This window comes from Achromobacter xylosoxidans, from assembly GCF_002192695.1.
Taxonomy (GTDB): Bacteria; Pseudomonadota; Gammaproteobacteria; order Burkholderiales; family Burkholderiaceae_B; genus Achromobacter; species Achromobacter xylosoxidans_C.
Map to the genome: position 1 here is coordinate 148737 of NZ_MTLG01000002.1, position 8183 is coordinate 156919.

An 8183-nucleotide genomic window follows, 5' to 3' on the forward strand; every position below is an offset into this window, starting at 1 on the left:
CATGGACTTCCCCGAACTGGCTCGCCAGTGTGCTCCCGATGTTCACATCAGCACCCTGGCCGCCGTTGTGCGCCACGAGTCGGGTTTCAATCCTCTGGTAATCGGCGTCAACAGCAAGCCGCACAGAAGTATCCGGCCGGCGTCCAAGTCCGAAGCAGTCGACGAAGTACGCAAGCTGATGGACAAGGGCGTGGATTTCGACGTCGGCTACGGCCAGATTAATGTTCGCAACTGGAAGTGGCTCGGCGTCACCCCCGAAACGATCTTTGATCCCTGCGTGAATCTGGCATCTGCTCAGCGTGTTCTTGTGAACTGCTACAAGCGCGCTGCGGAACTTCACGGGCCAGGCCAAAACGCCCTCTACGCGGCCTTCAGTTGCTACAACACAGGAAATCTGACGGCGGGCTTCAAGAACGGGTATGTCGGCAAGCTTATTGCGGGCGCCGGTCTCCCTGTGCCCGCCATCGTCAAGAATGCGCAAGCGTCCAGAGCACCTCCGCCCAAGCAGCCCAAGACGCAGGAATCCGGCATCGCTTCCAAGCCGGACGCCTTTCAGAAAGGCCGCAAGGACGCTTTCAGCAATGCTCATCCAGACGCTTTCAACAAGCCCTCCGAGTCAGTGTTCGGTACGCCGATAAGCCGCCCGCGCGCCGACTCTCCCCGCTAGCAGTTCACCCGATGTTTAGCAGCTAAACGCCGCGCTCGCCCTCCCCGCTTATCTACCTATACCGCCCAGGCTAATCCTTGGGCGGGGTCTTCTATGGAGTTTGCAAATGCAAATCGCAGCACGTCCTTCTTCCCGCCTGTTCTCCCTGGCCGCGAACATAGCGCTTATCGCGCTCATGCTTCTTCACCCCGACCTGGCAATGGCGCAGTTGGCCAAGGTTACGCAAGCGGCAGACACATTGCGCGACTGGCTGTGGGTTCTCATCCCGGTTGCTGCACTGATCATCGCAGGCGTCCTAGGGCTTCTCTATTCGATGGAAGTGATCCGCAAGGACACCTTAATCCAGTGGGCCGGCGGCGTGATCTTCGCCGGCGCGCTGGCCGGCGGCATCATCAAGCTCTTCTTCACAGCATGACCGCGCGAGCGAAGGCGCTCGCCGAAAGGCCTGCAGCCACGTCTACACAGCCTTCTGCCGGATCCGCCGTGCCGCCCAATCAGTACCCTCTGTTCAAGGGTGCCACCCGCATCGCCACGATCAAAGGTGGCGTGCCGACCCGAGCGTTCGTGGCCCTGGTCTTTCTCACTGTCACCGCCGCCATGTTCACACTCTGGGGATGGCTACTCGGCCCGATCCTCTACCCGATCCTGGCGGTCCTGAGCCGCAATGATGATCGCGCGTTCTGGATATGGGAACTGTGGTTCAAGACAAAGCTCTTGGCCCCAAACAAACGTTTCTGGGGTGCCATATCGCTCACGCCGATTCCCTACAGCAAGCGCCGGCGCTGGTGCCGGATGCTCGGAGCCAAAAAGACATGACTCAAATCTCACCGGCGATGCCTGCCTACGAGCCGGCGGTCAGCCAGTATGTGCCGTTCTCACACCACGTCACAGACTCCGTAATCGCCACACGCAACTGGGAGTACCTGAGCGCCTGGCGGATTGACGGACGAACCTTCCAGGGATACTCCGAAGCCGAGCACAAGGAATGGATCGAAGAGCTCAACAACGTCCTGCGTGGTTGGCCCACAGGTTTTGGGCTTTGGTCGCATCTCGTCCGTCGGCGCGTCTCGGAATACCCCCAGAGCGACTATCCCGACGCCTTCTCTCGCGCCCATGACGCCGCATACAGCAAGGTGTTCGATGGCAAGCCCCCGATGATCAACGAGATGTACCTCACGATCTTGACGCGGGCTCAGGTCGATCCGACGTTGCGCCTTCTTTCCAGGTTCGAGAAGCGTACAGCGCGTCAAGCCCTTGCGTGGCAATCGCAGGCGATCGAGCAGCTTAACGACATCAATCGCAAGCTAGCAGGCACGCTAAAACGCTACGGACCCGAGAAGCTGACCATCGTCGAGCGGTCTTTTGATGTTGCCGGTGAGGAACGCACAGGGCACTTTTCTGAACCTGCGGAGTTCTTCGGTTTGCTGCTCAATGGGAAGCACTCGCCCGTGCCCGTCACCAGTGCGCGCCTCTACAACTATCTTCCCACCAGCCGTCAGTTCTTTTCAACGCACGGGGAGCAGGCCGAAATGCGTGGGCCTGACTGGACGAAGCGCTACGTAATGCTGGAGGTCCGCGAGTACAGCAACAACACGAAACCCGGCCACCTGAACAGTCTGCTGAATCAGCCATACGAGTTCATCCTTTCTCAATCCTTCGGCTCCATGTCGAAGGCCGATGGGCTCAAAGCCTTGTCCCGCCAGATCAAATGGCTCGAAGACTCTGGAGACTACTCCGAATCGCAGATCGCGGATCTGAAGAGGGCTCGCGACGATCTGTCCGCCGGCAAGTTCGTCATGGGGGATCACCACGCGACGTTGCAGGTCTTCGGCGACGATAGTGAGCAGGCCCTGCGAGCAGCGGCCGACATCAGCGGCGCCCTTGCCAGCAGCGAGGTCGTGGCACGCCTGGTTGATCGCTCCCTTATCGCGGCCTGGGCCGCTCAGCTGCCGGGGAACTGGAACTGGCGACCGCGCCCGTGCCCGATCACGTCGCCCAATTTCCTGTGCTTCTCGTCGATGCACAACTACCTCTTCGGGAAGCCGGCGGGCAACCCTTGGGGCCCAGCGGTCACCATGCTGAAGACCACCGGCGGCACGCCCTATTACATGAACTTTCATGCCTCGCTCGCGGAAGTCGATGAAACCGGCAAGCGTCGCCTTGGCAACACGTCCATCCTGGGGCAATCCGGGACGGGCAAGACCGTCCTGTTGGGGCATCTGGTCGCACAGGCGCGCAAGTTCGACTACACGGCTGCGGTATTCGACAAAGACCGGGGTCTACAGGTCACGGTCATGGCGATGGGCGGCAAATACTTCCCCATGCAAAGGGGAGTGTCGACCGGGTGGAATTACCTTCAACTCGAGCCAACCAAGAGCAATGTCACTTTCATGGCCAGCATGACGAAGCAGCTCGCCGCCAATGGGGCAGATCCAGCGACCATGGCGGAGCAAAAGCAAATCGAGACAGCAATCAAGAAGCTGGTGGAGTTTATCGACAGACCGCAACGCCAACTGTCGACGCTGCTGCAGTTCCTCCCCGCCGCACCGTCAGAGGGCATGTCCCTTAGCTTGCGCGACCGGCTCGAACGCTGGTGCGCGGGTCATGAAAATGGCTGGATGTTCGATAACAAGACCGACGAACTCGATTTGTCGAGCACCGATCTCTTCGGATTCGATCTGACGGAGTTTCTCGACAAGGGTGAAATACGTGATGCCGCGATCACGTACCTGCTCTATCGAACTGAACAAATGCTCGACGGACGGAGATTTGCCTACTTCTTCGATGAAGTGCAACACCCATTGAAGGTCCCGTACTTTCAGACCTTCATGCAGGACAAGAGCCGCACCATCCGCAAGGAGAACGGCGTGTTCGTCTTCGCAACGCAGGAGCCTGAAGCCATCAGCGGCAATCCAGTGGGACGGTCGATGATTCAACAATCTGCTACGCAAATCTACCTACCCAACCCCAAGGCCTCCGAGGGGGAATACGTGAATGACTTCAAGCTCACGCCATCGGAGTTCAAGCTGATCAAGGAACTGGGCGAGTTCAGCCGTCAATTCCTTATCAAGCAGGGCGAAGCGACGGTCACAGCAGAACTGGACCTCTCCAAGTGCCCCGATTCCCTTCTCGTTTTCTCTGGCTCCGCCGACATGGCTGAGCTTGCCGAAGAAGCCGTTCTGAAGCTTGGCAACGACCCTGAGCAGTGGTTGCCGCTGTATCTCAAACTCGCCGATGAGGCGACAAGGAGCTAACCATGTCCAAAGTGATTTCATCCCGGCGGAACAGCCTCGCCATCATCCTGGCAAGCGTATTTATTGCGAACAGCACGGCGCCCGCCCATGCCAGCGGGATTCCCGTCGTCGATGCAGCGAGCATCGGCGCGCGGGCCGCAGAGCATGCGGCCACAATCGCCAAGTACCTTGAACAGATCGCAACGCTCAAGGCGCAGCTCGACACCGCCCGCGCCCAGCTACAGGGCTTCTCGGGAACGCGCAATCTCGGGGACATCTGGAACGACCCCGAGATCCGAAAAGCGCTCCCGAAAGATGTTCAAGAGGTGCTCAAGAGCGCGGAGGAGTCCTATGGCTCGATTTCGCGCTCCGTGAAGCGGATCAAGAGCGAGGAAACGCTGTCCGGTATCTACATTTCCGACAAGCAGAAAGTCGAGGATCGGGAATGGGATTACCTCACCGCCGCAAAGGCGTTGTTGGAGAACATTGACTACGCAACGGCTGCAAGAAAGCGCCAGCTCGAAAAGCTCCAAGCGGAAATCAACCAGACCACGGATGCGAAGGGCATTTCTGAACTGAACGCCCGGATGCTGGTTGAACAGGCCAATGTGGCGGCGGATCAGATGCACATCGACAGCCTGCAGCGTCAGCTGGAGCGCGAGGCTGCGCTGATCGAAAAGCAGAAGGCGAAGTTGGCGGAGTCTTCCTTCAGCATCGACGCAATCCGCGCCCCGCTTCCAGGAGCACGCTAATGGCCACGACCGCGGTTGCCCTAACCAGTCTCGGAGAAATCGCCAACTGGATCGATCAATCGGTGACCACGATGCTTACCGGCGTCATTACCCCGATGGTAGCCTCGGTCACGGAAAAGATCCTGCCTGCCGTATCATTGGGCCTGTCAATCGCGCTGGTCTGGTATGGCTGGCTCATGATGTCAGGCGCCATTCGAACGCCAGTGCTTTCCGCCGCAAGGAGGGTAGTGAATATCGGTGTCATCGTGGGCATCGCAGGCACCGGCGGTCTCTATCAGCAACAAATTGCTGGTGCCATGCTAGACCTGCCGAGTTCCGTAGCGCAGATATTTACGGGAACTTTGAAGACACCCTCCGAAATGATGGATGACGCGGCCAACAAGGGAGCGGAAATTGGCACTAAGATTCAAGAACGTGCGCCCGATGGTGTCTCCAACATCGGACGGGCATTTGTGTTCGTCATCGTCGCCCTGATCATCACGGTCATATCCGCCATCATGAGTGCCATCGGCATGCTGGTACTCATAACTGTGAAAGTCGGAATGGGCTTAGTGGTTGTAATGGGACCCTTTTGCATCTTGGCATTGCTGTTCAATCCGCTAAAGGAAGTTTTCGTCATGTGGCTACGGCAAGCCCTGTATTACGGAATTTATGCGGGGCTCTTCATGGTTGTCTTCATGTTCATCATGGGGATGTTTGGCATGCTGCAGAAGGGCCTACTTGATCTCACGAAGGCCGATCAGATCAATATCTTCTCGATGCTCACGGCGCTCGTCTTTTTTATGATGTGCTCCAAGTACATGCTGGAGCAAGTGTCGATCGTGGCAGGCAAGGTTACCGGCGGTGGTGGCGGTGGAATTGCTGTTCCCGTAATCGGGAAGATCGGCTAAGATTAAACATGCTTTAGCAACGCGGATTTCCAATATATAGCCCGCAGACTTGAGGACTTTAGATGGCCCCGATCACACCACTGGGTAAGCCACTTTCGCAACAGTCCCTGCCAAGCGCAGATCTGCCCGCTCAAGTTCCTTCTTTCGGGAGCACGACCACGGGCGAGAAGCCTATCTCCGCCTTTCAGTGGATAAGTTTGGCTCGTGCCACGTGGACTTGGTTGATCCGGCCACTTTGGCTTTTGTGCGTGAAGTGGCCTGTGATGCTAATCCTTCCCTCGCAAGCATCTCGGAAAAGTAACGATGACCGCATGGATCGCTTTTGGAGAGAACATGCACAACAGCAGAGTGATGAGATGACCCGCAGAATGACGAATTCGCTCAAGCAATAGGATTTCGCGGAAGTCCGTATTCACTTGCGTTACTCGGGGCACAGCATTCGCTGTGCCTTTCTATTTCGATCTGGCACCTGCCAGGCCGCCCTGATTTAACTCCCCCCACTTTCTCTGCGGAGAACCGATGAAGCACGCCATTTCGGCCGCGCTTAGCGCGGCTCGCCTTCTGTCGTCCGTACTTTTCGTGCGACACACTCAAAACGTCCGTCTGGCCACTGGAGGCACCCATGTCCTCCGATGATCCCAAGCTCTCGCTGCAGCAAGAACTGGACCGAACGCGAGGCCTCGAGCGCGATCTGCTCACCATGCTTTTGGATTCCCGCAGTAAAGCATGGCGCCACAGCTGGGCTAGTTACTTCATCTCCTTGGTGTCAATTTCCATTGCGGCCCATGTGCTTTTCATGTTCGAACCACCGCCTCCGCTCGTCGTTCGCGTGAATGACGCCACTGGCGAGATTGAGCACGTGACGCGCCTGGGCGATGCGGTGGAAAGCTATGGCGAGCGCACCGACAAGGCACGCATCTTCGCGTACGTAATGGCCTGCGAAAGCTATGACTGGAACACCATTCAGAACACTTACAACCAGTGCGGCCTGTTTAGTTCTCCGGATGTCCAAAGGGCGTTCCACGCCAAGTTCCAAGACAACCCGAAGACAGGCTATGAGGCGTTGGACAAGCGCTACGCCAACCATACTCGCCTGAAGCCCAGCGTGACCAGTATCACCTTGGGCCCCAACAACACGGCGACCGTGCGCTTCACACGGGCCATCGAAGGCCCGGCCCAAACGCCGCCGCCCGAGCATCTCGTGGCCACGGTCGCATATCGCTACGTCAACTCGGACATGAAGGAAAAGGACCGGTGGCTCAACCCACTGGGCTTTCAGGTCGTCACCTACAACCCCGAAATCGAAGTGCTGAGGTAATCGCCATGAAAAAAGAGCAAATCAACGAACTCGCCAGCCGCCTCGAAAACGCCCATCGGCTGACGAACGCCGAGCGCGTCGCGCTTCTTCGCGATCTCGAGCGGTATGCCAAGGCTGACCTTTATGGCGCATCTCGCCTGGCAAAAGATCATTTGCACAAGCAAGCGGACCTGCGCCTGCCGACAGTCATGCTCGCAGCTGACCGAATCGGCAAACACTTCGAAGAGCGCACTCGTGAGCCCCGCCGGCCGGTTGAGCTCTACGGCGAGCAAGATCGTCAGATCCGCCAACCCGAGGATGGTCGGGAATATCGTGGGCCGGTCGTCGGAACGACGCCGAACTGCCTGGTGCAGCTCGACAAGGACACGGGCGACCTCATCGTTCATGCCCGCACCACGCTCAACCACTCGTTCGAAGTGACCGGCAAGGAAGAGGCACTGGCGATCAGCTATCCCTTCAAGGCGGTTGGCGGCGTGGGGTTGGTTCGCGACGTAGACCACGAAAAACAGTCGGAAATGGGTCTACAGCATGCGCACCATCACGCCCGCGAAAACAGTCACGGAATGGAACACAACCGATGAACAATCGCCTAAAGGCATTCTTGGCCATGGCGGTGGTCGCGCTCTGCGCGGCCGCACCGCCGGCCTGGTCGCTGGACAAGCCGCAGGCGTCGCCCAAGGATCAGCGAATTCGTTGGACCGACTATGACGCCGCCGATGTCATTCAAGTTGACACCACACTGGGCGTGGCCACCCACATCCAGCTCAACGACGACGAAGAGTATGTGACCCATGCTTTCGGGGATTCAGCGGCCTATGACTTCGCCCCAAAGGGCAAGCACCTGTTGCTCAAGCCGATCGTGGAGCAGGCAGACACAAACCTGCTCTACATCACGACCAAACGGAATTACTCATTCCTCCTGAAATACGCCAAGGAACGCAAGGGGCGCGAGGTATTCCGAGTGGTGCTGCGCTACCCTGAGGTCGATGAGGCCAAGACTGTCGCAGAGCAGGAAAAGGCACAGGTACAGCGCGACCTGGCCAGCGCCGACCTCGCGATCAATTGGCAAAGCTACACCATGAGCGGTGATACGGCGATCGGACCCGAAGCCGCGTGGGATGACGGCGCCCAAACGTGGCTGCGCTTCGCGCCTGGCCAGGATCTGCCGGCAGCCTACTTTGTCGATCCAGATGGCAATGAGGTGATTGCCAATCGCCACATGGAAGACGACCGCACGCTCGTGTTGCATCGCGTGGCTGCGCGCTGGCATCTGCGTGTTGGTTTGCACTGAAAACTGACCCAGCGTTTGCATCGAAAACTGAC

The 8183-nt window shown here is 58.2% G+C and carries 9 protein-coding genes; all 9 read left to right on the forward strand.

Annotated features, from left to right (window positions below; translation table 11 throughout):
• Window position 1 precedes the first annotated feature (1 nt).
• Entirely contained in the window at window positions 2-667 is a 666-nt protein-coding gene (locus BRO63_RS01235) for a lytic transglycosylase domain-containing protein (RefSeq protein ID WP_088138163.1), read from the forward strand.
• 106 nt (window positions 668-773) lie between these two features.
• Window positions 774-1082, forward strand: a complete 309-nt coding sequence (locus BRO63_RS01240; protein WP_088138164.1) for a TrbC/VirB2 family protein — start codon at window positions 774-776, stop codon at window positions 1080-1082.
• A gap of 68 nt (window positions 1083-1150) precedes the next feature.
• Window positions 1151-1483 (forward strand): type IV secretion system protein VirB3, encoded by a 333-nt coding sequence (locus BRO63_RS01245; protein WP_252978955.1) that lies wholly within the window; start codon window positions 1151-1153, stop codon window positions 1481-1483.
• Window positions 1480-3921: a VirB4 family type IV secretion/conjugal transfer ATPase gene (locus BRO63_RS01250; RefSeq protein ID WP_252978956.1), complete on the forward strand. Its 2442-nt coding sequence runs from the start codon at window positions 1480-1482 to the stop codon at window positions 3919-3921. The genes BRO63_RS01245 and BRO63_RS01250 overlap by 4 nt, the downstream gene beginning before the upstream one ends.
• A 2-nt stretch (window positions 3922-3923) precedes the next feature.
• On the forward strand, window positions 3924-4652 hold the full coding sequence (locus tag BRO63_RS01255) for a type IV secretion system protein (protein WP_088138166.1): 729 nt from the start codon (window positions 3924-3926) through the stop codon (window positions 4650-4652).
• Complete coding sequence (locus tag BRO63_RS01260) at window positions 4652-5542, forward strand: type IV secretion system protein (protein WP_088138167.1); 891 nt, start codon at window positions 4652-4654, stop codon at window positions 5540-5542. The genes BRO63_RS01255 and BRO63_RS01260 overlap by 1 nt, the downstream gene beginning before the upstream one ends.
• Before the next feature lie 622 nt (window positions 5543-6164).
• The gene (locus BRO63_RS01265; RefSeq protein WP_088138168.1) at window positions 6165-6860 is read left to right on the forward strand and encodes a virB8 family protein; all 696 of its coding nucleotides are present in this window, start codon (window positions 6165-6167) and stop codon (window positions 6858-6860) included.
• Window positions 6861-6865: 5 nt separating this feature from the next.
• Window positions 6866-7441, forward strand: coding sequence for a hypothetical protein (locus BRO63_RS01270; protein WP_088138169.1), 576 nt, complete (start codon window positions 6866-6868; stop codon window positions 7439-7441).
• A complete protein-coding gene (locus BRO63_RS01275; RefSeq protein WP_256943220.1) occupies window positions 7438-8151 on the forward strand; it encodes a TrbG/VirB9 family P-type conjugative transfer protein in 714 nt (237 codons plus the stop codon). The genes BRO63_RS01270 and BRO63_RS01275 overlap by 4 nt, the downstream gene beginning before the upstream one ends.
• Window positions 8152-8183 lie beyond the last annotated feature (32 nt).

What these genes read in the sequence shown, in the direction of transcription:
- BRO63_RS01235 (WP_088138163.1), top strand. Translation starts at nt 2, where the DNA reads ATGGACTTCCCCGAACTGGCTCGCCAGTGTGCTCCCGATGTTCACATC.
- BRO63_RS01240 (WP_088138164.1), top strand. Translation starts at nt 774, where the DNA reads ATGCAAATCGCAGCACGTCCTTCTTCCCGCCTGTTCTCCCTGGCCGCG.
- BRO63_RS01250 (WP_252978956.1), top strand. Translation starts at nt 1,480, where the DNA reads ATGACTCAAATCTCACCGGCGATGCCTGCCTACGAGCCGGCGGTCAGC.
- BRO63_RS01255 (WP_088138166.1), top strand. Translation starts at nt 3,924, where the DNA reads ATGTCCAAAGTGATTTCATCCCGGCGGAACAGCCTCGCCATCATCCTG.
- BRO63_RS01260 (WP_088138167.1), top strand. Translation starts at nt 4,652, where the DNA reads ATGGCCACGACCGCGGTTGCCCTAACCAGTCTCGGAGAAATCGCCAAC.
- BRO63_RS01265 (WP_088138168.1), top strand. Translation starts at nt 6,165, where the DNA reads ATGTCCTCCGATGATCCCAAGCTCTCGCTGCAGCAAGAACTGGACCGA.
- BRO63_RS01270 (WP_088138169.1), top strand. Translation starts at nt 6,866, where the DNA reads ATGAAAAAAGAGCAAATCAACGAACTCGCCAGCCGCCTCGAAAACGCC.
- BRO63_RS01275 (WP_256943220.1), top strand. Translation starts at nt 7,438, where the DNA reads ATGAACAATCGCCTAAAGGCATTCTTGGCCATGGCGGTGGTCGCGCTC.